General features: G+C 59.0%; 26 protein-coding genes and 1 pseudogene. 17 read left to right on the top strand and 10 right to left on the bottom strand.

From position 1 onward, the window contains the following. Positions 1-254 precede the first annotated feature (254 nt). On the bottom strand, positions 255-1,748 hold the full coding sequence (locus AACY11_RS26730; RefSeq protein ID WP_339496128.1) for an aldehyde dehydrogenase: 1,494 nt from the start codon (positions 1,746-1,748) through the stop codon (positions 255-257). A gap of 237 nt (positions 1,749-1,985) precedes the next feature. On the opposite strand from AACY11_RS26730, the gene AACY11_RS26735 reads away from it, so the two are divergent. Next, on the top strand, positions 1,986-2,348 hold the full coding sequence (locus tag AACY11_RS26735; RefSeq protein ID WP_221730886.1) for a cupin domain-containing protein: 363 nt from the start codon (positions 1,986-1,988) through the stop codon (positions 2,346-2,348). A 161-nt stretch (positions 2,349-2,509) separates the two neighbouring features. Next, positions 2,510-2,719 (top strand): hypothetical protein, encoded by a 210-nt coding sequence (locus AACY11_RS26740; protein WP_221730887.1) that lies wholly within the window; start codon positions 2,510-2,512, stop codon positions 2,717-2,719. Between the two features lie 74 nt (positions 2,720-2,793). Here the strand turns inward: AACY11_RS26740 and rpmG are convergent, their stop codons facing one another. The 3 genes from rpmG to AACY11_RS26755 form a co-directional block, all read right to left on the bottom strand. Continuing rightward, positions 2,794-2,949 carry a 50S ribosomal protein L33 gene (gene rpmG, locus AACY11_RS26745; RefSeq protein ID WP_016772554.1) on the bottom strand — a complete coding sequence of 52 codons (156 nt, stop codon included), beginning with the start codon at positions 2,947-2,949 and terminating at the stop codon, positions 2,794-2,796. Between the two features lie 11 nt (positions 2,950-2,960). Further along, positions 2,961-3,194, bottom strand: a complete 234-nt coding sequence (gene rpmB, locus AACY11_RS26750; RefSeq protein WP_007920377.1) for a 50S ribosomal protein L28 — start codon at positions 3,192-3,194, stop codon at positions 2,961-2,963. A gap of 191 nt (positions 3,195-3,385) precedes the next feature. Next, positions 3,386-3,562 (bottom strand): hypothetical protein, encoded by a 177-nt coding sequence (locus AACY11_RS26755; protein ID WP_221730888.1) that lies wholly within the window; start codon positions 3,560-3,562, stop codon positions 3,386-3,388. A gap of 80 nt (positions 3,563-3,642) precedes the next feature. Between AACY11_RS26755 and AACY11_RS26760 the strand changes: the two genes are divergently transcribed. After that, entirely contained in the window at positions 3,643-5,229 is a 1,587-nt protein-coding gene (locus AACY11_RS26760) for an ABC transporter substrate-binding protein (protein WP_339496131.1), read from the top strand. A gap of 137 nt (positions 5,230-5,366) precedes the next feature. On the opposite strand, the gene radC is transcribed toward AACY11_RS26760, so the two are convergent. Then, positions 5,367-6,041 carry a RadC family protein gene (gene radC, locus AACY11_RS26765; protein WP_339433787.1) on the bottom strand — a complete coding sequence of 225 codons (675 nt, stop codon included), beginning with the start codon at positions 6,039-6,041 and terminating at the stop codon, positions 5,367-5,369. 135 nt (positions 6,042-6,176) lie between these two features. Here radC and coaBC point away from each other — a divergent pair, with 135 nt between their 5' ends. The 4 genes and pseudogenes from coaBC to argB all read left to right on the top strand — a co-directional run bounded on the left by coaBC (position 6,177) and on the right by argB (position 10,418). Next, positions 6,177-7,385 (top strand): bifunctional phosphopantothenoylcysteine decarboxylase/phosphopantothenate--cysteine ligase CoaBC, encoded by a 1,209-nt coding sequence (gene coaBC / locus AACY11_RS26770; RefSeq protein ID WP_339496133.1) that lies wholly within the window; start codon positions 6,177-6,179, stop codon positions 7,383-7,385. Between the two features lie 5 nt (positions 7,386-7,390). Further along, positions 7,391-7,846: a dUTP diphosphatase gene (gene dut / locus AACY11_RS26775; RefSeq protein WP_016985816.1), complete on the top strand. Its 456-nt coding sequence runs from the start codon at positions 7,391-7,393 to the stop codon at positions 7,844-7,846. Positions 7,847-8,091: 245 nt separating this feature from the next. Further along, positions 8,092-9,495: pseudogene (locus AACY11_RS26780) on the top strand (phosphomannomutase/phosphoglucomutase); the annotation flags it as partial. Positions 9,496-9,512: 17 nt separating this feature from the next. Beyond that, entirely contained in the window at positions 9,513-10,418 is a 906-nt protein-coding gene (gene argB / locus AACY11_RS26785) for an acetylglutamate kinase (RefSeq protein WP_221730894.1), read from the top strand. A 70-nt stretch (positions 10,419-10,488) separates the two neighbouring features. Here the strand turns inward: argB and pyrE are convergent, their stop codons facing one another. Further along, complete coding sequence (gene pyrE / locus AACY11_RS26790; protein ID WP_041071932.1) at positions 10,489-11,133, bottom strand: orotate phosphoribosyltransferase; 645 nt, start codon at positions 11,131-11,133, stop codon at positions 10,489-10,491. 82 nt (positions 11,134-11,215) lie between these two features. Here pyrE and AACY11_RS26795 point away from each other — a divergent pair, with 82 nt between their 5' ends. Further along, complete coding sequence (locus tag AACY11_RS26795) at positions 11,216-11,995, top strand: exodeoxyribonuclease III (RefSeq protein ID WP_007920349.1); 780 nt, start codon at positions 11,216-11,218, stop codon at positions 11,993-11,995. An 80-nt stretch (positions 11,996-12,075) separates the two neighbouring features. Here the strand turns inward: AACY11_RS26795 and gltS are convergent, their stop codons facing one another. The 3 genes from gltS to rph form a co-directional block, all read right to left on the bottom strand. Continuing rightward, positions 12,076-13,284 (bottom strand): sodium/glutamate symporter, encoded by a 1,209-nt coding sequence (gene gltS, locus AACY11_RS26800; RefSeq protein WP_339496134.1) that lies wholly within the window; start codon positions 13,282-13,284, stop codon positions 12,076-12,078. A gap of 403 nt (positions 13,285-13,687) precedes the next feature. Next, positions 13,688-14,056, bottom strand: a complete 369-nt coding sequence (locus tag AACY11_RS26805) for a DUF4870 domain-containing protein (protein WP_339496136.1) — start codon at positions 14,054-14,056, stop codon at positions 13,688-13,690. A gap of 28 nt (positions 14,057-14,084) precedes the next feature. Beyond that, positions 14,085-14,807, bottom strand: coding sequence for a ribonuclease PH (gene rph, locus AACY11_RS26810; RefSeq protein ID WP_095187917.1), 723 nt, complete (start codon positions 14,805-14,807; stop codon positions 14,085-14,087). A gap of 270 nt (positions 14,808-15,077) precedes the next feature. On the opposite strand from rph, the gene AACY11_RS26815 reads away from it, so the two are divergent. The 6 genes from AACY11_RS26815 (at position 15,078) to AACY11_RS26840 (ending at position 20,383) form a co-directional block, all read left to right on the top strand. Further along, on the top strand, positions 15,078-15,941 hold the full coding sequence (locus tag AACY11_RS26815; RefSeq protein ID WP_339433791.1) for a YicC/YloC family endoribonuclease: 864 nt from the start codon (positions 15,078-15,080) through the stop codon (positions 15,939-15,941). Positions 15,942-15,953: 12 nt separating this feature from the next. Then, positions 15,954-16,574 carry a guanylate kinase gene (gene gmk / locus AACY11_RS26820; RefSeq protein ID WP_221730899.1) on the top strand — a complete coding sequence of 207 codons (621 nt, stop codon included), beginning with the start codon at positions 15,954-15,956 and terminating at the stop codon, positions 16,572-16,574. Positions 16,575-16,741: 167 nt separating this feature from the next. Further along, entirely contained in the window at positions 16,742-17,005 is a 264-nt protein-coding gene (gene rpoZ, locus AACY11_RS26825; RefSeq protein ID WP_003177259.1) for a DNA-directed RNA polymerase subunit omega, read from the top strand. 57 nt (positions 17,006-17,062) lie between these two features. After that, a complete protein-coding gene (gene spoT / locus AACY11_RS26830) occupies positions 17,063-19,168 on the top strand; it encodes a bifunctional GTP diphosphokinase/guanosine-3',5'-bis pyrophosphate 3'-pyrophosphohydrolase (RefSeq protein WP_007920338.1) in 2,106 nt (701 codons plus the stop codon). Between the two features lie 24 nt (positions 19,169-19,192). Continuing rightward, positions 19,193-19,573: a RidA family protein gene (locus AACY11_RS26835; RefSeq protein WP_003229509.1), complete on the top strand. Its 381-nt coding sequence runs from the start codon at positions 19,193-19,195 to the stop codon at positions 19,571-19,573. 69 nt (positions 19,574-19,642) lie between these two features. Then, positions 19,643-20,383: a hypothetical protein gene (locus AACY11_RS26840; protein WP_339433792.1), complete on the top strand. Its 741-nt coding sequence runs from the start codon at positions 19,643-19,645 to the stop codon at positions 20,381-20,383. A gap of 141 nt (positions 20,384-20,524) precedes the next feature. Here AACY11_RS26840 and AACY11_RS26845 read toward each other — a convergent pair whose 3' ends face one another. Beyond that, entirely contained in the window at positions 20,525-21,382 is an 858-nt protein-coding gene (locus AACY11_RS26845) for an SDR family oxidoreductase (RefSeq protein ID WP_339433793.1), read from the bottom strand. A 188-nt stretch (positions 21,383-21,570) separates the two neighbouring features. Between AACY11_RS26845 and exbB the strand changes: the two genes are divergently transcribed. From exbB to AACY11_RS26860, 3 genes are read left to right on the top strand one after another with little or no spacing between them, the layout of a single operon-like run. Then, a complete protein-coding gene (gene exbB, locus AACY11_RS26850; protein ID WP_339496138.1) occupies positions 21,571-22,524 on the top strand; it encodes a tonB-system energizer ExbB in 954 nt (317 codons plus the stop codon). Between the two features lie 6 nt (positions 22,525-22,530). Next, complete coding sequence (exbD, locus tag AACY11_RS26855) at positions 22,531-22,959, top strand: TonB system transport protein ExbD (protein WP_339433795.1); 429 nt, start codon at positions 22,531-22,533, stop codon at positions 22,957-22,959. Further along, on the top strand, positions 22,956-23,702 hold the full coding sequence (locus AACY11_RS26860; RefSeq protein ID WP_339433796.1) for an energy transducer TonB family protein: 747 nt from the start codon (positions 22,956-22,958) through the stop codon (positions 23,700-23,702). Before exbD ends, AACY11_RS26860 begins: the two co-directional genes overlap by 4 nt. Positions 23,703-23,965 lie beyond the last annotated feature (263 nt).

A 23,965-nucleotide genomic window follows, 5' to 3' on the forward strand; every position in this document is an offset into this window, starting at 1 on the left:
ATGCATTCTTTATCGGCGCTTGGGTGAAAGGAGGAGGGTGAAATCTCCCACGGTCTGTACTGCGCTAACAGTCAGAATCGAGCCTTGTCCCTCCTCCTCCCTTCAAGTCCTACCATACAAGCGAGCTCGCTCGCGAAGACGGTTTCACATTCAGCAGATGTGCTGAGTGATACACCGCTTTCGCGAGCAAGCCCGCTCCCACAGGGATCCGCGCTTCGTCAGAGAGCCCGGGACAACCGGGCTCCCTCAAGGGTTTACAGCTTGATCCAGGTCGATTTCAGCTCGGTGTACTTGTCGAACGCGTGCAGCGATTTGTCGCGGCCGTTGCCCGACTGCTTGAAGCCACCGAACGGTGCGGTCATGTCGCCGCCGTCGTACTGATTGACCCACACGCTACCGGCACGCAACGCCTTGGCGGTCAGGTGCGCCTTGGAGATGTCCTGCGTCCACACCGCAGCAGCCAGGCCGTACGGCGTGTCGTTGGCAATCTGGATCGCCTCTTCAGCGGTATCGAAAGCGATGACCGACAGCACCGGGCCAAAGATCTCTTCCTGAGCGATCTTCATTGCATTGCTCACACCGTCGAAAATCGTTGGCTCAACGTAGGTACCACCGGTTTCCTGGAGGATGCGCTTGCCGCCCGCGACCAGTTTGGCGCCATCGGTATGGCCGGACTCGATGTACGACAGCACAGTATTCATCTGCTGGGTATCCACCAGCGCGCCGACGTTCGTCGAAGGATCCAGCGGGTTGCCCGGCTTCCAGGCTTTCAGCGCCTCAATCACCATCGGCAGGAATTTGTCCTTGATCGAACGCTCGACCAACAGACGCGAACCGGCGGTGCAGACTTCGCCCTGGTTGAAGGCAATCGCGCTGGCGGCGGATTCGGCGGCGGCTTGCAGATCCGGGGCATCGGCGAAGACAATGTTCGGGCTCTTGCCACCGGCCTCCAGCCAAACACGCTTCATGTTCGATTCGCCGGAATAGATCATCAGTTGCTTGGCGATCTTGGTCGACCCGGTGAACACCAGCGTATCGACGTCGTTGTGCAGGGCCAGCGCCTTGCCAACGGTGTGGCCGTAGCCCGGTAGTACGTTGAGCACGCCTTTCGGGATACCGGCTTCAACAGCCAATGCCGCGATACGGATGGCGGTCAGCGGGGATTTTTCCGACGGCTTGAGGATCACCGAGTTACCCGTCGACAGCGCCGGGCCGAGCTTCCAGCAAGCCATCATCAGCGGGAAGTTCCACGGCACGATGGCGCCGACAACACCCACCGGCTCGCGGGTTACCAGGCCCAATTGATCGTGCGGGGTAGCCGCGACTTCGTCGTAAATCTTGTCGATCGCTTCACCGCTCCAACTCAGCGCTTGCGCCGCGCCCGGAACGTCGATGTACAGCGAATCACTGATCGGCTTGCCCATATCGAGGGTTTCGAGCAGGGCCAGTTCTTCGGCGTGCTGTTTCAGCAGGCCGGCGAAGCGGATCATGGTGGCTTTGCGCTTGGTCGGCGCCAGGCGCGACCAAACGCCGGAATTGAAAGTGGCGCGGGCGTTTTCCACGGCGCGCTGGGCATCGGCGGCGTCACAGCTGGCAATATTGCCCAGCAGACGGCCATCGACCGGGCTGATGCACTCGAAGGTCTCGCCGGAGACGGCGTCGGTGTATTCGCCATTGAGGTAGGCGCGGCCTTCGATCTTCAGGTCGCGGGCGCGTTGTTCCCAGTCGGCACGAGTCAGGGTGGTCATTTAAGTGTCCTCCTCTTGTTCAATACGAACGCCGCACGATCATCGCCAGCGTCCTCAGGAATTCTGCCCGGCCAGCCTGCATTTCGGCCCAAGGCACCCGCCACCCTAAACCAGCGGCCGGGTTTGTTTCAATATATTTGACATAAGCGCGCTATACGGCCTTGCGGTGTTCAATTTAATAAACATAGACTTTGGCCCATTCCAGCCAACGCGCCGTCATCACGGGAGAAAACAACAATGAGCATCCAGAACGTCGTCGACATCAGCCTGACAACCAGCGAAGCCGAACGCTATCGCCCGGACCCAGCCAAAGTGCTCAAAGGGGATCCCGAGCAAGCGGTGTTCAATCAATACGACAGCCCTTGTGGACAAATGAACGTTGGCGTGTGGGAAGGCGCGGTAGGCCAGTGGACAGTGAATTACACAGAGCATGAATACTGCGAAATCTTGCAGGGCGTATCGGTGCTGCGTGACAGCGACGGCAATGCCAAGACTCTGCGTATGGGCGACCGTTTCGTGATTCCGGCGGGTTTCAGTGGCACTTGGGAAGTGCTGGAAGCCTGCCGCAAGATCTATGTGATCTTCGAACAGAAGGCGTGATCTGACACAGAAGGTGACGAGACCGGTAGGACTTGGACAGGAGCTTTGAGAGAAGCTTCGCGAAGGCGCCAACTTTCAACGTCAAAGCCCATAACGACACAGCCAGTGCCGACAGGATTGACGCAAGGCGCCCTTCTCTCAAATGAACGCAAGGAGGCTTCATGCCCAACGACTGCAACCTCAGCAACGCCAATTTCTTCCTCGGCGATACCGCCACCCCTGACAACCTGTTGGCCGCATGCAACGCTGCCGGGGCAAAAAAATATCGCCTTGAGGTACCAGACGGCATGTACAACCTGCGCACTGATCCAGATCGCATCCGCGTACTGGTGAATGAACGCAATGAAATCATCGAGATCATCTGCGGCTGATCGGTCATTTCCAGGCAACAAAAAAGGCCCGCATCGTGAGATACGGGCCTTTTTTGTAAGTCGGGAAAAATCAATTACTTGATTTTGCCTTCCTTGTACATCACGTGCTTGCGAACAACCGGATCATATTTCTTGATCTCGATTTTGTCCGGGGTAGTACGCTTGTTCTTGTCGGTAGTGTAGAAGTGACCAGTACCGGCGCTCGAGATCAAACGAATCAATTCACGCATGATTAGCTCCCTTAAATCTTGCCATCGCGGCGAAGTTCGGCGAGCACGACAGTGATGCCACGCTTGTCGATGATACGCATGCCTTTGGCAGATACGCGCAGACGCACAAAACGTTTCTCTTCTTCAACCCAGAAGCGGTGATGCTGCAGGTTCGGCAGGAAACGACGACGGGTTTTGTTGTTTGCGTGGGAAATGTTATTCCCAGTCACCGGACCCTTACCGGTAACTTGACATACTCTCGACATGCCTCAGCCCTCTAAAACCACATGCCCAACCCGGCATGGGTTGGCCGCTTAATCTCTCAGTCATTTGGCGCCAGGCGCCGCGTTTCTTTAGAGGTCTTACCGGCTACACCTACAGTGAAGGAACCGGGCCCCTAGAAAAGAGCGCTGCTTTATACCAGAAAGACCGGGAAGCAACAACAATCGGTGTGCAATCAATCGGTAAAAAGGCGCTTTTTCAGGCTGCGAACGCTTTGGATAAAGGCCGGCATCGATTTTGACCGCTCGTCGCAGAAAAACGTCTGCGCGGGCGTTTCGGACTTTTTACGAAGCCACGCAGTCTGAAAAACGGATAGCACTGTGCCCTGAAAATGCAAAATGGGGATAGTCATTTGTAATCCAGACCTCTAGGGTAGGCCTTTTCCAGACTGCACTTGCAGATGGGCCTTCGATCTGTAAAAGGAAACCGACCATGCGCCTCGCTGCCCTACCCCTGCTGCTCGCACCGCTCCTGCTGAGCCCTCTGGCCCAGGCCGCCGCGCTGAGCGTTTGCACCGAGGCCAGCCCTGAAGGGTTCGACGTGGTGCAGTACAACTCACTGACCACCACCAACGCCTCGGCCGACGTACTGATGAACCGCTTGGTGGACTTCGACACGGCCAGCGGCAAAGTCGTCCCGAGCCTGGCCGACAGCTGGGAAGTCAGCACCGATGGCCTGACTTATGTGTTCAAGCTACACCCGCAGGTGAAGTTTCATACGACCGATTACTTCAAGCCGACCCGCGAACTGACAGCAGAAGACGTCAAATTCAGCTTTGACCGCATGCTCGACCCTGCCAATCCGTGGCACAAAGTCGCCCAGAGTGGCTTTCCGCATGCTCAGTCGATGCAGTTGCCAGCGCTGATCAAGAAAATCGACGCACTGGATCCGCTGACCGTGCGTTTTACCCTCGATCACCCGGACTCGACCTTTCTGGCAACCCTGAGCATGGGTTTCGCCTCGATTTATTCCGCCGAATATGCTGAAAAATTGCTAAAGGCCAACGCGACGGAAAAGCTCAACAGCCAACCGATCGGCACCGGCCCGTTCGTGTTCACACGTTTCCAGAAAGACGCCTCGATCCGCTACAAGGCCAACCCGGATTATTTCGCTGGCAAGCCATCGGTTGATCCACTGATCTTCGCCATCACCCCGGACGCCAACGTGCGCCTGCAAAAACTGCGGCGCAACGAGTGCCAGATCGCTTTGTCGCCGAAGCCATTGGACGTACAGGCAGCGCTGAAAGAGCCGACGCTGAAAGTCGAAAAGACTGACGCGTTCATGACTGCTTTCGTTGGCATCAACAGCCAACACCCACCACTGGACAAGCCGCAAGTGCGCCAGGCAATCAATCTTGCCTTCGATAAGGCCAACTACATCAAAGCCGTGTTCGAAGACACCGCCGAAGCGGCTAACGGCCCTTACCCGCCGAACACCTGGAGCTATGCGAAAAACCTGCCGGGGTATCCTTACGACGTGGCGAAAGCCAAGGATCTGATGGCCAAGGCCGGCTTGAAGGACGGCTTCCAGACCACCATCTGGACGCGTCCGTCCGGCAGCCTGCTCAACCCCAACCCAAGCCTCGGCGCGCAGATGTTGCAATCGGACCTGGCGGAAATCGGCATTCAGGCGGAAATCCGCGTGATCGAATGGGGCGAATTGATTCGCCGCGCCAAGGCCGGCGAGCATGACTTGCTGTTCATGGGCTGGGCTGGCGACAACGGCGACCCGGACAACTTCCTCACGCCGCAGTTTTCCTGCGCGGCGGTCAAGTCTGGTACCAACTTCGCCCGCTACTGCAATGCCGATCTGGACAAGCTGATCAGCGCGGGGAAGACCACCAGCGAGCAAGGCGTGCGCAGCAAGCTCTACGAGCAGGCACAGGCGCAGATCCAGCAGCAGGCGCTATGGCTGCCGCTGGCGCACCCGACGGCCTTCGCGTTGACGCGCAAGGATGTCCAGGGCTACGCCGTTAGCCCGTTTGGACGGCAGGACTACTCCAAGGTCACGCTCAAGTAACCTGACACAGCACATCCCCCACCGTGGGAGCGGGCTTGCCCGCGAAGGGGTCGGTTCAGCCAACACGTTTATTGACTGACCCACCGCCTTCGCGAGCAAACCCGCTCCCACAGGGGGTTTGCATCGCCCCGCCAGATTTACATCCAGCCACTCTCCGCCATCGACAACGGCTCCCCGTCGCCGACGATGAAGTGATCCAGCACCCGCACATCAATCAGCTCCAGCGCCTTTTGCAAGCGCTTGGTCAGCAGCCGATCCGCCTGACTGGGATCAGAGTTTCCTGACGGGTGGTTGTGGCACAGGATCACGGCCGCTGCGTTGTTTGCCAAGGCGCGCTTCACCACTTCCCGGGGATGCACGCTGGTGTTGTCGATCGAGCCGCGAAACAGCGCCTCGAATGTCAGCACCTGATGTTTGGAGTCCAGAAACAGACAACCAAACACTTCGTGAGGCTCGTGGCGCAACATGGATTTGAGGTAATCACGAACGATTTGAGGGTTTTCCAGTGCCGGTTTCTGCCGTGATCGCTCGGCCAGATGACGCTTGCTCATTTCTTGAGCCGCTTGCAACTGAGCAAACTTCGCAGGCCCCAGGCCTAATTGTTTGCTGAATGCTTCCTGATCGGCCTCAAGCAGCAAACGCAGGCTGCCGAACCGAGTCAACAGTTGTCGTGCCAGATCCACCGCGCTTATTCCGGGCAATCCGGTCCGCAGAAAAATGGCCAACAACTCAGCGTCCGAAAGATTCGCCGCCCCATGCTCCAACAACCTTTCCCGCGGCCGTTCCGCCGCAGGCCAATCACGAATACTCATAGCGCTTCCTTGTCTGTGGGCGCCGCTGTTCCATAGCGGTCGCTGTGATATCGTAGCCCATCTTTTTTGCGGGCGAATTCACCCTGGGGAGGGGGTTTCGCCACGTATGTCACCCACGATATGAAAGGCAGACCTATGCAGCGGCTGTATCGGAAACGCATCGTTCTGGGCGTCGGCGGCGGTATTGCGGCCTACAAGAGCGCTGATCTGGTTCGTCGCCTGATCGACCAGGGCGCCGAAGTGCGCGTAGTCATGACCCACGGCGGCGCCGAGTTCATCACCCCGCTGACCATGCAAGCCTTGTCCGGGCACCCGGTTCATCTGGATTTGCTCGACCCGGCCGCCGAAGCGGCGATGGGCCACATCGAGCTGGCGAAATGGGCTGATCTGGTGTTGATCGCCCCGGCCACCGCCGACCTGATCGCGCGCCTGGCTCAAGGTATTGCCAATGATTTGCTGACCACGTTGGTGCTGGCCACCGACGCCGTCGTGGCTGTCGCTCCGGCAATGAATCAAGCGATGTGGCGCGACCCGGCGACTCAGGCCAACCTGCAACGGCTGGAGTGCCGTGGCCTGAAGACTTTCGGCCCGGCCTCCGGAAGCCAGGCCTGCGGCGATGTCGGCATGGGCCGCATGATGGAAGCCACCGATCTGGCCCAATGCGCCGCGGACTGCTTCCAGCGCCAGGCGCTGACCGGCAAACATGTGGTGATCACCGCCGGTCCGACTCAGGAAAACATCGACCCGGTGCGCTACATCACCAACCACAGCTCCGGAAAAATGGGCTTTGCCCTGGCCGAAGCGGCGGTGGAAGCCGGCGCCCGCGTCACGCTGATCAGCGGCCCGGTGCATCTGCCGCCCCCGGATCGCGTCACGCGCATCGACGTGGTCAGCGCCCGCGACATGCTCGCCGCGTGCGAAGCCGCAATCCCTTGCGACGTGTTCATCGCCTCTGCAGCGGTGGCCGACTACCGTCCGGAAGTCGTCGCCCCGCAAAAACTCAAGAAAGATCCTACGAGCGGTGACGGCTTCGTCCTGCAAATGGTGCGTAACCCGGATATCCTCGCCACCATCGCGACCCGCCCCGATCGTCCGTTCAGTGTCGGCTTCGCCGCCGAAACCGAACACCTGCTCGACTACGCTGCACGCAAGCTGAAGGACAAGAACCTCGACCTGATCGTCGCCAACGACGTCGCCAACCCGAGCATCGGTTTCAACAGCGAAGAAAACGCCTGCAGCGTGATTGACCGTGAGCTGCACGCCACGGTTTTCGCCCAGACCAGCAAGAGCAAGATCGCTCGCCAACTGGTCACTTTTATCGCCGAACGTCTGAACCAGGTTTAATTTACATGCACGCTTTGCAAGCCAAGATTCTCGACCCACGCATCGGTACCGAATTCCCGCTGCCGCAATACGCCACCCCGGGCTCCGCCGGCCTCGACCTGCGCGCCATGCTGGAACAGGACATCGTGATCAAACCGGGTGAAACCGTGCTGATCCCTACCGGTCTGTCGGTTTACATCGGTGATCCCAATCTCGCCGCGCTGATCCTGCCGCGCTCGGGCATGGGCCATAAGCACGGCATCGTTCTCGGCAACCTGGTCGGGCTGATCGACTCCGATTACCAGGGCCCGCTGATGGTGTCCTGCTGGAACCGTGGCCAGACCGACTTCACCATGACCGTCGGCGAACGTCTGGCGCAACTGGTGCTGGTGCCGGTGGTGCAGGCGCATTTCGAAATGGTTGAAGAGTTCGTCGAAACCGAGCGCGGCACTGGCGGGTTTGGCCACACCGGCACCAAGTAACCAGCACTGATACGCCTCTGCAGGAGCTGCCGCAGGCGGCTCCTACAGGGGGAATTTGTGCATTTTCAACGACAGGTTTTAACAGCGTAAATCAAGGTTTTGCCGGCCGAAAGCCACGCCCGCCGAGGTGTCATGGCCCTTTCACACCACGAACTCTCTGTGAAAAACGCCGTCATACCCTTCAGTTTGAGCCTGCCGCCGAGTGAATCGTCGGTCTGTCCTGCCACTTTCGAGATGGAGCACTTCCGCAGATGAGCACCCCCGCCAAGCTTGCCCCGAAACTACCCGACAGCATCTTTCGCGCCTATGACATTCGCGGCACCGTGCCGCAATTCCTCAATGCCGAAACCGCTTACTGGATCGGCCGCGCTATCGGTTCGCAGAGCCTGGCCCAAGGCGAGCCGAACGTTTGCGTCGGTCGCGATGGCCGCCTGTCCGGTCCGGAGCTGGTTGCAGAACTGATCCGCGGTATCGCCGAAAGCGGCTGCCACGTCAGTGATGTTGGCCTGGTGCCGACCCCCGCGCTTTACTATGCCGCCAACGTCCTGGCCGGCAAATCCGGGGTGATGCTCACCGGCAGCCACAACCCGTCGAACTACAACGGCTTCAAGATCGTGATCGCCGGCGACACCCTCGCCAACGAACAGATCCAGGCCTTGCACGAACGCCTCAAGACCAACAATCTGAGCAGCGGCCCGGGTAGCGTCACCGAGGTCGAAATCCTCGACCGTTACAACACCGAAATCGTCCAGGACATCAAACTGGCCCGCCGCATGAAGGTCGTGGTCGACTGCGGCAACGGCGCGGCCGGCGTGATCGCTCCGCAACTGATCGAAGCGCTGAACTGCGAAGTCATCCCGCTGTTCTGTGAAGTCGACGGCAATTTCCCCAACCATCACCCGGATCCGGGCAAACCTGAGAACCTCGTCGACCTGATCGCCAAGGTCAAGGAAACCAACGCCGACATCGGTCTGGCCTTCGACGGCGACGGTGACCGTGTCGGCGTGGTGACCAACACCGGCAGCATCGTTTATCCCGATCGCTTGCTGATGCTGTTCGCCCGTGACGTGGTGGCACGCAACCCTGACGCGCAAATCATCTTCGACGTCAAATGCACCCGCCGCCTCGTACCGCTGATCAAGGAATACGGCGGTCGACCGCTCATGTGGAAGACCGGTCATTCATTGATCAAAAAGAAAATGAAACAATCCGGCGCTCTATTGGCCGGTGAGATGAGTGGACACATCTTCTTCAAGGAGCGCTGGTTCGGTTTCGATGACGGCATTTACAGCGCCGCACGGCTGCTGGAAATCCTCAGCAAGGAAAAATCCACCGCCGAAGAGCTGTTTGCGACCTTCCCGAACGATATTTCTACGCCTGAAATCAATATCCATGTGACCGAAGAGAGCAAATTCAGCATCATTGATGCTCTGCACGACGCACAGTGGGGCGCAGGCGCTGACCTGACCACCATCGACGGCGTGCGGGTCGATTACGCCAAAGGCTGGGGCCTGGTGCGCGCGTCCAACACCACACCGGTGCTGGTGCTGCGCTTCGAGGCCGATGACGAGGCTGAATTGCAGCGCATCAAAGATGTGTTCCACGCCCAACTGAAACGCGTTGCACCTGATCTCCAACTACCGTTCTGATCCACCCGGAGCCCTGAATGACCCTCGAACGCGAAGCCGCCGCCCACACCGCCCAGGTCCTGTCCGAAGCGCTGCCTTACATCCGACGTTATGTCGGCAAGACCCTGGTGATCAAATACGGCGGCAACGCGATGGAAAGCGAGGAGCTGAAAACCGGCTTTGCCCGCGACATCGTCTTGATGAAAGCCGTGGGCATCAACCCGGTGGTCGTGCACGGCGGCGGCCCGCAGATCGGTGATCTGCTCAAGCGCCTGTCGATCGAAAGCCATTTCGTCGATGGCATGCGCGTCACCGACGCCGCGACCATGGACGTGGTGGAAATGGTCCTCGGCGGCCAAGTCAACAAAAGCATCGTCAACCTGATCAACCGTCATGGCGGCAGCGCCATCGGCCTGACCGGTAAAGACGCCGGGCTGATTCGCGCGAAGAAGCTGACCGTCACCCGCCAGACCCCGGAGATGACCCAGCCGGAAATCATCGACATCGGTCAGGTGGGCGAAGTGGTCGGGATCAACACCGAACTGCTGAACCTGCTGGTCAAAGGCAACTTCATCCCGGTGATCGCACCAATCGGCGTGGGTGAAAACGGCGAGTCGTACAACATCAACGCAGATCTGGTGGCCGGCAAAGTCGCCGAAGCGCTGAAGGCCGAGAAACTGATGCTGTTGACCAACATCGCCGGCCTGATGGACAAGTCTGGCCAGGTATTGACCGGCCTGAGCACCCAACAGGTCGACGACCTGATCGCCGATGGCACCATCTACGGCGGCATGCTGCCGAAGATCCGCTGTGCACTGGAAGCGGTTCAGGGTGGCGTGGGCAGCTCGCTGATCATCGACGGTCGCGTACCGAACGCGATCCTGCTGGAAATCTTCACCGACACCGGTGTGGGTACGCTGATCAGCAATCGCAAGCGTCCGTAAGCAGTCGCGCAAACGAAAAGACCCCGCTCAGCCAGACTGAGCGGGGTCTTTTTTTGCCTGCTTTCAGCGATCAGACGCCGAACTGGGCGCGGTACGCTTCCACGGCTGGCAAATGCTGCTTGAGCTGCGGATCGTCAGCGAGGAACTCCAGCACCTGGTTCAACGAAACAATGCTGATCACCGGAATGCCGAAATCGCGCTCCACTTCCTGGATTGCCGACAACTCACCGTTGCCACGCTCCTGACGGTTCAGGGCGATCAGCACGCCGGCGGCCTTGGCGCCGTCCTGGGAAGCGATGATCTGCATCACTTCGCGGATCGCGGTGCCAGCGGTGATCACGTCGTCGATGATCAGCACGTCGCCCGTCAGCGGAGCGCCGACCAGACTGCCGCCTTCGCCGTGGGCCTTGGCTTCTTTGCGGTTGAAGCACCATGGCAGGTCACGGTCGTGATGCTCGGCCAGTGCGACAGCAGTGGTCGCCGCCAGCGGGATGCCTTTGTAGGCGGGGCCAAACAAAACGTCGAAGGAAATACCGCTTTCGGCAATGGCTGCGGCATAGAAGCGCCCTAGCTGGGCCAAGGCCGAGCCCGTGTTGAACAGGCCGGCGTTGAAGAAGTAAGGACTGGTGCGCCCGGACTTCAGGGTGAACTCACCGAAGCGCAAAACGCCGCGATCGATGGCAAAACGAATGAAATCGCGCTGATACGCTTGCATGAAAAAAACCCCAAATACCACGGATTTAGCTAATTAGCTTGACGCCGTGTATCATACACGCACGCGATTTTTGGGGCCATTTATGCGGATCATCAGTGTGAACGTCAATGGTATTCAGGCTGCAGTCGAGCGTGGTTTGCTCAGTTGGCTGCAAGCACAGAATGCCGACGTCATCTGCCTGCAGGACACCCGTGCCTCCGCCTTTGAACTGGATGACCCAGCCTTCCAACTGGATGGCTACTTCCTTTATGCCTGCGATGCTGAAGTCCCTGCCCAAGGTGGCGTGGCTTTGTATTCGCGGTTGCAACCGAAGGCTGTCATCAGCGGTCTCGGTTTCGAGACGGCCGACCGCTACGGGCGCTACCTGCAAGCAGATTTCGACAAAGTCAGTATTGCCACCTTGCTGCTTCCTTCGGGGATGAACGGCGATGAGGACTTGAACCAGAAGTTCAAGCTCATGGACGACTTCGGCAAGTACCTGGACAAACAGCGGCGCAAACGTCGCGAGTACATTTATTGTGGCTCGCTGTATGTTGCGCAGCAGAAGCTAGACATCAAGAACTGGCGCGACAGCCAGCAATCCCCGGGCTTCCTGGCGCCAGAACGCGCCTGGATGGACGAGATTGTCGGCAACATGGGCTATGTCGATGCCCTGCGTGAAGTCAGCCGTGAAGGCGACCAGTACAGCTGGTGGCCGGACAACGAACAGGCCGAGATGCTCAATCTGGGCTGGCGCTTCGATTACCAGATCCTGACCCCAGGCCTACGGCGCTTTGTTCGCAGTGCACGCCTGCCGCGTCAGCCACGGTTCTCGCAACATGCACCGCTGATCGTCGACTACGATTGGACGCTGACCATCTAAGCGTCGATTCACAGTTGAAAAAATGCCCGTATCGCAAGGTACGGGCATTTTTTATGTCTCGGATTCAAGCAGTCCGAACCTCAAATCACGGCAAAAAACGGCAAGACCAGGTACAGCTTGATCACGATGACATTGATGATGTCGATGAAGAACGCCCCCACCATGGGCACCACCAAAAACGCTATCTGCGAAGGTCCGTAGCGCTGCGTTACCGCCTGCATGTTGGCAATGGCCGTTGGCGTCGCACCGAGACCAAAACCGCAATGCCCTGACGCCAGCACGGCCGCATCGTAATTGCTGCCCATCATTCGGAACGTTACGAAAATCGCAAATAGCGCCATGACCAAGGCTTGTACCGCCAGGATGATGAAGATCGGCAACGCCAGCGCCGCCAGATCCCACAACTTGAGCGACATCAGGGCAATAGCCAAAAACAGCGACAGGCTGACATTGCCCAGGACCGAGACCTCACGCTCGAATACCTCATACAGGCCAAGCGCCGACAGCCCATTGCGCAAAACCACCCCCACGAACAGGACACAAACAAACGTCGGCAACTCGAATGCTGTCCCCTGTAACCAGCCATTCAACAGATTGCCAGCCAACAGACTGACCGCGATCAGCGCGAGCGTTTCGATAAATGAAAACGGCGTAATCGAGCGCTCCTTGTTTGGCTGCTCAAAGCCTTTGGGCAGCCGAGGCGCGTCCTGACTTTTGCAACCGGGCACTTGCACACGCTTGATCAGCAGACGAGCAACCGGGCCTCCAATCAAACCACCCAGCACCAAGCCAAAGGTCGCAGCGGCAATCGCCAACTCCGAGGCGGAAGCCAGACCGTACTTCTCACTGAACACCGTTCCCCACGCGGCGCCAGTACCGTGACCGCCCGCCAGGGTGATGGAACCTGTCAGCAGGCCCATCAGCGGATCGAGTCCGAGCATTGTGGCCATTGCGATTCCCATGGCGTTCTGCACGACCAGAAGCCCGGCAACCGCGAGTAGAAATATCCCAACGACGCGACCGCCCCTCTTCAGGCTGGCGAAATCCGCACTCAGGCCAATGGTGGCAAAAAACGCCAGCATCAAGGGCGTTTGCAGCGAAGTGTCAAAGCGCACTTCAATATCAAGCGTGCGCATTAACAGAAGCGCCAAGGCAACTACCAGGCCACCGGCTACGGGTTCGGGAATATTGTAGTTGCGCAAAAAACCAACACGAGCAACAAGTCCGCACCCCAGCAGCAACACTAAAGAGGCGGCCACGAGCGTTCCATAAAAATCGAGCTGAATCATTGGGATTATTCTTGGTTATATATTCAGAGGCGAACTTTTTACCTGGGCACGCCTATTGAATCGGCTGATTGTCTCAACACTGATTGCTTTTGATTCAAGGACCTTCGATGGCTTGAATATATCGAAATATTTCTGACGAAGTATGACGTGCGGCAACTTTAACAATCGGCCAGTCTTATTGCCAAGTACATGAACGACACTAAACCAGTGCAGTTGTGACTAAAAGTGTAGAAACGATAGTTATATATAAATCCATACTACCGCTGATCGCAGACAGACTTTTCCTACACACCAGAGACGTTAATTCAGTTGCAAAAATACAAATGCCCTGACAAGTCAGGGCATTTGTTTTAACGCATTGCGAACGTCATCCGCCGCTCACACGAGGGGAGCGCATTGATCGTTATTTGATCAATCGCCAAGTGAACGGATAGCGGTACGGGAAGCCCTCATTGGCCTTCACGCCCCCAATGATCGTCAGTACCAGCGCACCAATGGCCAACAAACCAAACAGGAAGAAGCCGATCACCAGCAACATCAGCAACAGGCAGATCGCCGAGGCAATCGCGACGGTAATCTGGAAATTAAGCGCTTCCTTGCCTTGGGCATCGATGAACGGATCCGTCTCGCGCTTCACCTGCCACAAGATCAGCGGCCCAATCAGGCTCCCAAACGGAATCCAGAACCCCAGCAAGGCGGACAAGTGACAAAACATGGCCCATTGGCGAACCTCCTGGCTCGGTTTGGGCAGCAACTCTTGCTCGTCACTCATCGCGTTCTCCTTGCGGGTTCGAACCTGCTCAGTCGGCCAGTGCAGCCTTTTGCAGTTCGAAGATTTCGTTCATGCCTTTCTTGGCCAGTTCCAGCATGGCGTTCAGGTCTTCAGGCTGGAACGGCGCGCCTTCAGCAGTACCTTGCACCTCGATGAAGCCACCGGAGCTGGTCATCACTACATTGAGGTCCGTCTCGGCCGCGGAATCTTCAAGATAGTCCAGATCCAGCACTGGCTCGCCCTGATACATGCCCACAGACACAGCGCCGATCATCTGCTTGAGCGGGTCGCCACCCTTCAGGCCGCCACGCTTCTTGATCACTTTCAGTGCATCGACCAGCGCAACCATGGCGCCCGTGATGGAAGCAGTACGGGTGCCGCCGTCAGCCTGGATCACGTCGCAGTCGACGTACAGCGTCACGTCGCCCAGTTTGGACATGTCCAGCGCAGCGCGCAGGGAACGGCCGATCAAGCGCTGGATTTCCAGTGTGCGGCCGCCCTGCTTGCCACGGCTGGCTTCTCGCTGGTTACGCTCGCCAGTGGCACGCGGCAGCATGCCGTATTCGGCGGTCAACCAACCCTGGCCCTGACCTTTGAGAAAACGCGGCACACCGTTTTCAACACTCACGGTGCAGATGACTTTGGTATCACCGAATTCGACCAGTACCGATCCCTCGGCGTGTTTGGTGTAGTTGCGGGTAATGCGGATCGAGCGGAGCTGATCGGCAGCGCGACCACTTGGACGTTTCATAGGAGATACCTGTACTGGGGACGGAAAACTGCCGAGCATTATAGAGCGGTGCACCGCCACTGGGCACGGGTTAAAAAATCGGGCCGACGATCGAAGGCCCTGAAACACGCATTACCGACGGGCTGCAGCCCTTTGTCACACCGTGTGTTTGGGCGCCTTCGCCGCACTGCGCTACAATCCTGCGCCTTTGCTGCCAGTCGGCTTAAATTCATTGATATCGCGCCTGCGGAGCTCTCGTTCCGCGCCGATCTGCATTGCGAGGTCACCGCCATGGTGCACAGCATGACCGCCTTCGCCCGCGTCGAAAAAGCCGGCGTCCAGGGGACCCTGAGCTGGGAATTGCGCTCGGTCAACAGCCGCTATCTGGAACCGCACCTGCGTTTGCCTGAGTCCTTTCGCGACCTCGAAGGCGCCGTGCGTGAGGCGCTGCGCCAAGGCCTGTCGCGGGGCAAACTGGAATGCACCCTGCGCTTCACCGAAGAAAGCACCGGCAAACCGCTGCAAGTCGATCGCGAACGCGCCGCGCAACTGGTCGCCGCCGCCGAAACCGTGGCGGGCCTGATCAAGAACCCTGCCGCACTCAATCCTCTGGAAGTGCTGGCCTGGCCGGGCGTTCTGGTTGCTGACGCGACGGATCCGCAAGCCCTGAACGCCGATGCGCTGGCGCTGTTCAATCAAGGCTTGAAAGAGCTCAAGGCCGGCCGCGAGCGTGAAGGCGCGGAACTGGCGCGACTGATCAACGAGCGCCTGACGTCCATTGAAGAGGACGTCGTGACCCTGCGTGAACTCGTGCCGCAGATGCTTGCCACCCAGCGCCAGAAGGTTCTCGATCGCTTCACCGACATGAAAGCCGAGATGGATCCGCAGCGCCTCGAACAGGAAATGGTCATGCTCGCGCAAAAAAGCGACGTGGCCGAAGAACTGGATCGCCTGAGCACTCACATCATCGAAGTTCGCCGGGTCCTCAAGTCCGGCGGGGCGGCCGGGCGTCGCCTGGACTTCCTGATGCAGGAACTCAACCGCGAAGCCAACACACTGGGCTCCAAGGCCTTCGACCCGCGCAGCACCCAAGCCGCCGTCAACCTCAAGGTGTTGATCGAGCAGATGCGCGAACAAGTGCAGAATATTGAGTAAGGCTACCCCGACATGACCCACAGCACTGGCACCCTTTACATCATTTCCGCGCCCTCGGGTGCGGGCAAGAGCAGCCTGGTCAAGGCGTTGACCGATGCCAATCCGGAGATTCGCGTATCAATCTCCCACACCACTCGCGCCATGCGCCCGGGTGAAGTGAATGGCGTGAACTACCACTTCGTCGAACGCAACGAGTTCGTGAAGATGATCGAGCACGGTGATTTTCTCGAGCGCGCCGAAGTCTTCGGCAATCTCTACGGCACCTCGCAAAGTCACCTGCAACAGACACTGGATGAAGGCCACGACCTGATTCTGGAAATCGACTGGCAAGGCGCCGAGCAAGTGCGCAAGTTGATGCCGCAGGCACGTTCGATCTTCATTTTGCCGCCATCGCTGCAGGCCCTGCACCAGCGCTTGACCAATCGTGGTCAGGACAGCGACGAAATCATTGACGGCCGCATGCGCGAAGCCGTTAGCGAGATGAGCCACTACGTCGACTACGACTACCTGATCATCAACGACGATTTTGCCCATGCTCTGGACGATCTGAAGGCGATTTTCCGTGCCAATCAGTTGATCCAGAAGCGTCAGCAGCAGCGTAACGGTAAATTGCTGGCCGAATTGCTCGGCTAAACAGCACTTCCCAAAACCGCTGCAAGGGCTTTACATTGGCACTTGCAGCGCGTTGAAGGGCTTGGTCAAAAAATCAGCGCTTCCCTAATCGCTGGTGATTTTTTAAACTGTTCAGTCCGCTCGCCCAACCGGGCAGCGCGCATATTGCATTCGCTCCGAGGAATACCATGGCCCGCGTAACCGTTGAAGACTGCCTAGAACACGTGGAAAACCGCTTTGAGCTGGTCATGCTCTCTACCAAGCGTGCCCGTCAACTGGCCACCGGCGGCAAAGAGCCTCTGGTCCAGTGGGAAAACGACAAGCCTACCGTTGTAGCCCTGCGTGAAATCGCTGAAGGCCTGATGAGCTACGAGTTCATCGCCAACGCTGAAATCGTTGAAGACGAACCGCTGTTCGCAGCGTTCGAGGACGAGTCCAACGAGGCCGTCTAAGCCTATGCCTGGTCGACGTAGCACGGCGCGGGGTCACAGCTTACGGCAGGAGTCATCATGCCGAGCATAGACGCCCTCGCCGATCGCTTATCGACCTACCTCGGCAATGACCAGGTCAACCTGGTCCGCCGAGCGTATTTCTACGCCGAACAAGCCCATGACGGCCAGCGCCGTCGTAGCGGCGAGGCGTACGTCACGCATCCTCTTGCGGTGGCGAACATTCTTGCCGACATGCACATGGACCATCAGAGTTTGATGGCCGCGATGCTGCATGACGTGATCGAAGACACCGGTATCGCCAAAGAAGCGCTGCAAGCGCAGTTCGGTGAAACCGTGGCCGAACTGGTCGACGGGGTCAGCAAACTGACCCAGATGAATTTCGAGACCAAGGCCGAAGCCCAAGCGGAAAACTTCCAGAAAATGGCCATGGCCATGGCGCGCGACATTCGCGTGATCCTGGTCAAACTCGCCGACCGCCTGCACAACATGCGCACGCTGGAAGTGCTGTCCGGGGAAAAACGCCGGCGCATCGCCAAGGAAACCCTGGAAATCTACGCGCCCATCGCCAACCGGCTGGGCATGCATGCGATCCGCATCGAATTCGAAGACCTTGGTTTCAAAGCCATGCACCCGATGCGTTCCGCGCGGATCTACCAGGCGGTCAAACGCGCCCGGGGCAACCGCAAGGAAATCGTCAACAAGATCGAAGAGTCCCTTGGTCATTGCCTCGCTATCGATGGCATCCAGGGCGAAGTCAGCGGTCGCCAGAAACACCTCTACGGCATCTACAAGAAAATGCGCGGCAAGCGTCGGGCCTTCAACGAAATCATGGACGTCTATGCGTTCCGGATCATCGTCGACAAGGTCGATACCTGCTACCGCGTGCTAGGCGCTGTACATAATTTGTACAAACCGTTGCCGGGTCGTTTCAAGGATTACATCGCGATCCCCAAGGCCAATGGCTACCAGTCGCTGCACACCACGCTGTTCGGCATGCACGGCGTACCGATCGAGATTCAGATCCGTACCCGCGAAATGGAAGAGATGGCCAACAACGGCATCGCCGCCCATTGGCTGTACAAATCCAGCGGTGACGAACAACCGAAAGGCACTCACGCCCGCGCCCGTCAGTGGGTCAAAGGCGTGCTGGAAATGCAGCAACGTGCCGGCAACTCGCTGGAATTCATCGAGAGCGTGAAGATCGACCTGTTCCCGGACGAGGTCTACGTGTTCACGCCAAAAGGCCGAATCATGGAGCTGCCCAAAGGCTCCACGGCGGTCGACTTCGCTTACGCAGTGCACACCGACGTCGGCAACAGCTGCATCGCTTGCCGGATCAACCGCCGTCTCGCACCGCTGTCCGAACCGCTGCAAAGCGGCTCCACGGTCGAGATCGTCAGCGCTCCCGGCGCGCGTCCGAACCCGGCGTGGCTCAACTTCGTGGTCACCGGCAAGGCGCGCACGCACATTCGTCACGCGTTGAAACTGCAACGCCGCTCCGAATCCATCAGCCTCGGCGAACGCCTGCTGAACAAAGTCCTCAACGGTTTCGACAGTTCGCTGGAGAAGATCCCGGCCGAACGCGTCAAGGCGATGCTCACCGAGTACCGCCTCGAACTGATCGAAGACCTGCTTGAAGACATTGGCCTGGGCAACCGCATGGCCTATGTGGTCGCCCGCCGCCTGCTCGGCGAAGGCGAACAACTGCCTAGTCCGGAAGGCCCGCTGGCGATTCGCGGCACCGAAGGCCTGGTGCTCAGCTACGCCAAATGCTGCACGCCGATCCCGGGCGACCCGATTGTCGGGCACCTGTCGGCGGGCAAAGGCATGGTCGTGCACCTGGACAACTGCCGCAACATCAGCGAAATCAGGCACAACCCGGAAAAATGCATCCAGCTCTCGTGGGCCAAGGATGTCACCGGCGAATTCAACGTCGAACTGCGCGTCGAACTGGAACACCAGCGCGGCCTGATCGCCCTGCTCGCCAGCAGCGTCAACGCGGCCGACGGCAATATCGAGAAAATCAGCATGGACGAACGCGATGGTCGCATCAGCGTCGTCCAGTTGGTGGTCAGCGTCCACGACCGTGTGCACCTGGCCCGCGTGATCAAGAAACTGCGCGCCTTGACCGGGGTGATCCGCATCACCCGCATGCGTGCATAACTCAACCATTACAAGGAGTCATACATGACCAAGACTGTTATCACCAGCGACAAGGCCCCGGCCGCCATCGGCACTTACTCCCAGGCGATCAAGGCTGGCAACACGGTCTACATGTCGGGCCAGATTCCTCTGGACCCAAAAACCATGGAACTGGTTGAAGGCTTCGAAGCCCAGACCGTTCAGGTGTTCGAGAACCTCAAAGCCGTTGCCGAAGCCGCCGGCGGTTCGTTCAAGGACATCGTCAAGCTGAACATCTTCCTCACCGACCTGAGCCACTTCGCCAAGGTCAACGAGATCATGGGCAAGTACTTCGACCAGCCATACCCAGCCCGCGCCGCCATCGGCGTTGCTGCCCTGCCGAAAGGCTCGCAGGTTGAAATGGATGCCATTCTGGTCATCGAGTGATGCGCACGGCGCGACCTTCAAACGCCGCGCCGACTGCTCAGCAAGAAAAGGTTTTGAAAGGATTCCACCATGCGCAAAGCGCTAGCTCTCTCGCTGCTCGCCATCCTCCTCGGCGGCTGCGCCAGCAACCCTGCCGACCGTGACATCAGCGGTACCTGGATCAATCAGGTGGCGATCGATGCCGCAGCCAAGGGCGGCCCCCTGCGCGAAGCGCTTCAGGCTTACGGCCCGAACCTGGAATGGGACGTCAACACCAAGGCCAGTCAGGCCCGCTACACCAACGGTTTTGAGAATGTCGAAGGACGGCTGCTGGGCGAACAGTCCGGCGCCTGGAAAGTCGATTTCTATGGCAGCTCCGCCAGTGAGCTGAAACGCGACGGCAGCCAACTGGAGCAGGCCGCGAGCGAAAACGAACCGGAACAGGTTTTCGACCGCGCACAGATTCCCGTGCCGGAAGGCGCGCCGATCGGTGCCAGCTTCGAACGTGCGCTGTACTCAGCCTACATGGGCGGCAGCTGGAAAATCGTCAGTGGCCAGGGCGAAGGCAGCACGGTGCAGTTCCAGGCTGACGGCCAGGTCTCGGGCCTGCCTGGCGCCGACCGCTACGCCTTGTGCCTGGCAGGTGACTGCGCGTCGATGAGCAATGGCAACGACAGCATGTGGCTGCAACACAATGGCCAAGGCAACAACTGGCTATTCGTGCGCAAGGGTAATGAGCTGGAGATCCTCCAAGCGGTGAATACCGCCCTGGCGGACGAACAACCGCAGTTCACCCCGGGTGAGCGCAAGTGGTTGCTCGAGAAGCAGTAAGCACGCGCTGAGAACAGCACATAAACCTGTGGGAGCGGGCTTGCTCGCCAAAGCGGTGGATCAGTCGACATTAAAGTTGCCTGACACTCCCTCTTCGCGAGCAAGCCCGCTCCCACAGTTGTTTTCAGGGGTGTTTGGGGGTCAGCATTTACCTTCAAGGATCGCTGCGTAGCCTTCGCGATAAGTTGAATACTTTGGCGTCCAGCCCAACGCTTTCGCCCGGGCATTGCTGCAACGCTTGCTGCCCGTGCGCCGCACGCTGGCATCCTCCGCCCATTCGGTAACCCCCAGATACTCGCGCAACCAGCCCACCACTTCGGCCAGCGGCGCCGGCGCATCATCGACACCGATGTAGACAGGATCCAGCGCCACACCACGGCGATCCGCCTCCAGCAAAAACGCCAGCAACCCCGCCGCATCATCGGCATGAATGCGATTGCCATACAGCGGCGGCTCGACGGCCACACGATAACCGCGCCGCACTTGGGTCAGCAGCCATTCACGGCCCGGTCCATAGATGCCGGTCAAGCGCAAGACGCTCGCCGGGATGCCACTGTTGAGTGCCACCTGTTCGGCCTCCAGCATCAACCGACCTGAATAACCCGCAGCGATTGTCTCGCAGTTTTCGTCGACCCATTCGCCACCTTGCTGCCCATAAACACTGCTGCTGGATACGAATATCAGCCGCTCGGGCACCTGCCCGTAGTCGTCCAGCCAGCTCAGCACGTTCTGCAAGCCCTGCACGTACGCCGCGCGATAACCGGCCTCGTCGTGAGCAGTGGCTGCCGCGCAATACACCAGGTAATCCACAGCGCCCACTGGCCAGGTCGCCGGGCAGTCTTCATTGAACAAGTCGCCGGCAACACCGATCACACCGTCCGGCAAACGCGAGACATCACGGCGCAGACCATGAACCTCCCACCCTGCGGTCAACAGTTGCGAGGCAAGACGACTGCCGACATCACCACAACCGGCAATCAAAACAGAAGGCGCGGACATCAAAAAACTCCCATCGGAAAGGGACAGACTAGCCGTGGCACGGGACAAGCGGCTAGCCATCAAGGAAAAAAAGTTACTCTATTACTTTTGTTAACAAGAATTAATTGCAATAATGCACGCCACTTTTGTTCTCGGCCTCACGAGGCCTGGAAGAGCAACAACGTTTTTCTATCTCAGGTCCGGCCAGCATGACACGTAATCAAATCCCCGCTTCGCCAACCATCCGACCTCGCGCCTGGAGGGCGGTTGCAGCTCTGCTGCTCGGCCTGATGCTGGCACCGACTGCCGCTTTCGCCGACACACAAGCGCCAGCGACCCCAGCCGCCACCGAGCAGACTGCGCCCGCGGCTGCCGCACCTGACGCGACTGCTCCTGCTCAAGCCCTCGACGCCACACCGGCCGAAGCGCCTGAAGTCCTCGAAGCCGACAACTCCCTGGGCATGGCCCACGACCTGTCGCCATGGGGCATGTACCAGAACGCCGACATTATCGTGAAAATCGTGATGATCGGTCTGGCCATCGCCTCGATCATCACCTGGACCATCTGGATCGCCAAAGGCTTTGAGCTGATGGGCGCCAAGCGTCGTCTGCGTGGTGAAATCGCTCAACTGAAAAAATCCGCCACCCTTAAAGAAGCCAGCGCCACTGCGGCGAAGGAAGGCACCCTCGCCAATCTGCTGGTTCACGACGCACTCGAAGAGATGCGCCTGTCGGTCAACAGCCGCGAGAAAGAAGGCATCAAGGAACGCGTCAGCTTCCGTCTCGAACGTCTGGTTGCAGCCTGTGGTCGCAACATGAGCAGCGGCACCGGCGTCCTCGCAACGATCGGTTCCACCGCGCCGTTCGTCGGCCTGTTCGGTACCGTGTGGGGCATCATGAACTCCTTCATTGGCATCGCCAAAACCCAGACCACCAACCTCGCCGTCGTGGCACCCGGTATCGCTGAAGCACTGCTGGCCACCGCATTGGGTCTGGTTGCCGCGATTCCAGCGGTCGTCATCTATAACGTGTTCGCCCGCTCCATCGCCGGTTACAAGGCGCAGGTGTCCGATGCGTCGGCTCAGGTGCTGCTGCTGGTCAGCCGTGACCTCGATCACCAGCCTGAGCGCAGCTCGCAACCGCACATGGTGAAAGTGGGGTAATCGGCCATGGGCCTGCATTTGAAAGAAGGCGCAGACGACGATCTGGCCGAGAACCACGAAATCAACGTCACGCCGTTCATCGACGTGATGCTGGTGCTGTTGATCATCTTCATGGTGGCTGCCCCGCTGGCCACCGTGGACATCAAAGTCGACCTGCCTGTCTCGACTGCCAAACCGGCGCCGCGGCCCGAGAAACCGGTGTTCCTCAGCGTAAAAGCTGACCAGCGCCTGTTCCTCGGCGAAGACGAAGTGACGCCCGAATCCCTCGGCGCCACTCTCGACGCCCGGACCAAAGGCAAAAAAGACACCACCATCTTCTTCCAGGCTGACAAAGGCGTGGATTACGGTGACCTGATGAGCGTGATGGATAACCTGCGCGCCGCCGGCTACCTGAAGGTGGGTCTGGTCGGCCTCGAGAGTGCAGTCAAGAAATGATCACGACGCGCCATAAGCTGACGCGTTACGGCGCCAGCCTCGCCGTGGTGCTGGGCGTTCATGCGCTGGCCATCGCGCTGGCACTGAACTGGACGGCCCGCCCGCCCATCGAATTGCCACCGCAGGCAATGATGGTCGAGCTGGCACCGCTCCCGGCCCCGCCACCGCCGGCTCCGCCGAAAGTCGTCACACCGCCGCCGCCACCGGCTCCGGTTGAAGAGTTGCCGATTCCGAAACTGGCTGAAGCGCCAAAAGCCGAAATTGCGGTGCAAAAGCCCAAACCGAAGCCAAAGCCTAAACCGCCGAAGCCGGTCGAGAAGAAGCTGCCCGATCCACCCAAGGAAAAGCCTTCCGAGGAAAAACCGGCCGACACGCCACCGCCCCCCGCACCGACGGAGAAATCCGCCCAGCCGGCTCCGGGCCCGTCGCCCGCGCAAATGGCCGCCAAGGCCAGTTGGCAAAGCTCTCTGCTCGCGCATTTGGCCAAGTACAAAAAGTACCCGGACAGCGCCCGGGCACGAAACAAGACCGGGACCAACCGTCTGCGTTTTGTGGTCGATGGCGAAGGCAACGTGCTGTCGTTCGAACTGGTGGGCCGTTCCGGCAACGCCGATCTGGACCGGGCCACCCTGGAAATGATCCGCCGCGCCCAACCGTTGCCCAAGCCACCGGCCGACATGTTGACCAATGGCTCGATCGAAATTGTCGCGCCGTTTGTGTACTCGCTTGAGAAACGTCGCTGATCCAGTGCGCGAGCAAGCTTGCTCGCGAAGGCGTCGTGTCAGTCGATATAAATCTATCTGACACACCGTATTCGCGAGCAAGCCCGCTCCCACAAGGGTTATGCGTCGCCCCCTGGATCCGAAACAAAGGCACCCAAACAGACTGTGTGAAAACACACTGATGAAGGCCCAACAAAACGCCCCGACTTGTTCGGGGCGTTTGTTTTTGTGCGGGCAACAGACGAAAAAAGGCCTTTCAGCCCATTAGCGCCATCAACTGGCGG

The sequence above is a fragment of the Pseudomonas sp. RA_105y_Pfl2_P56 genome (assembly GCF_963970845.1).
Lineage (GTDB): Bacteria > Pseudomonadota > Gammaproteobacteria > Pseudomonadales > Pseudomonadaceae > Aquipseudomonas > Aquipseudomonas baetica_A.